Origin of the sequence: Bacillus australimaris, from assembly GCF_001307105.1 — a bacterium.
Taxonomy (GTDB): Bacteria; Bacillota; Bacilli; order Bacillales; family Bacillaceae; genus Bacillus; species Bacillus australimaris.
The window spans coordinates 1-948 of the sequence record NZ_LGYN01000020.1; the positions used below are offsets into that span (position 1 = coordinate 1).

Sequence of the window (948 nt, forward strand, 5' to 3'; positions counted from 1 at the left end):
TCCTGTCACTCCGGTTGCACCTGTTAATCCAGTTGCACCCGTGACGCCGGTGGCGCCGGTTACTCCTGAAAGTCCAGTTAGGCCGGTCGCTCCTGTCACCCCAGTCGGTCCTGTTTCACCTGTTGCTCCGGTTAAACCTGTAGCGCCCGTCTCTCCGGTTACACCAGTTACTCCAGTTGCTCCTGTGGCGCCTGTTAATCCAGTTGCTCCTGTGCCTGTAGCTCCTGTTGGACCAGTTTCTCCCGTTGCACCGGTGACTCCAGTTGCACCAGTTTCTCCTGTTGCACCTGTTACACCTGTGCCGGTGGCGCCGGTTGGACCAGTTTCTCCCGTTGCTCCCGTGACTCCAGTTGCACCCGTTTCTCCTGTTGCTCCTGTTACACCTGTGCCGGTGGCGCCGGTTGGACCAGTCTCTCCCGTTGCTCCCGTGATGCCAGTGGCTCCAGTTTCTCCTGTTGCTCCTGTTACACCTGTGCCGGTGGCTCCCGTGATACCTGTCGCGCCTGAGGCTGCTAATAACGTATAGTCTGGGGACGTATCTGGTGTGCCTGTTGGTGGTGCTGTGTTGACGATATAGGTCCCACCTTCATACGTCACCACTTGGCCTACTGGATACGTCGGTGCTACTGCTGGATCAAACACTACGACGCCGGATAAACCGACTCCAGTCGCTCCGGTGATTCCCGTGGCTCCTGTTGCCCCGGTCACACCCGTACCGGTGGCTCCGGTTGGACCTATTTCTCCCGTTGCTCCCGTGACTCCAGTTGCACCCGTTTCTCCTGTTGCTCCTGTTACACCTGTGCCGGTGGCGCCGGTTGGACCAGTCTCTCCCGTTGCTCCCGTGATGCCAGTGGCTCCAGTTTCTCCTGTTGCTCCTGTTACACCTGTGCCGGTGGCTCCCGTGATACCTGTCGCGCCTGAGGCTGCTAATAACGTATAGTCTGGGGA

Annotated in this window: 1 pseudogene; it reads right to left on the reverse strand. The window is 58.9% G+C overall.

Annotated elements, in window-relative coordinates:
* Positions 1 to 948: pseudogene (locus AKG37_RS19310) on the reverse strand (hypothetical protein); the annotation flags it as partial.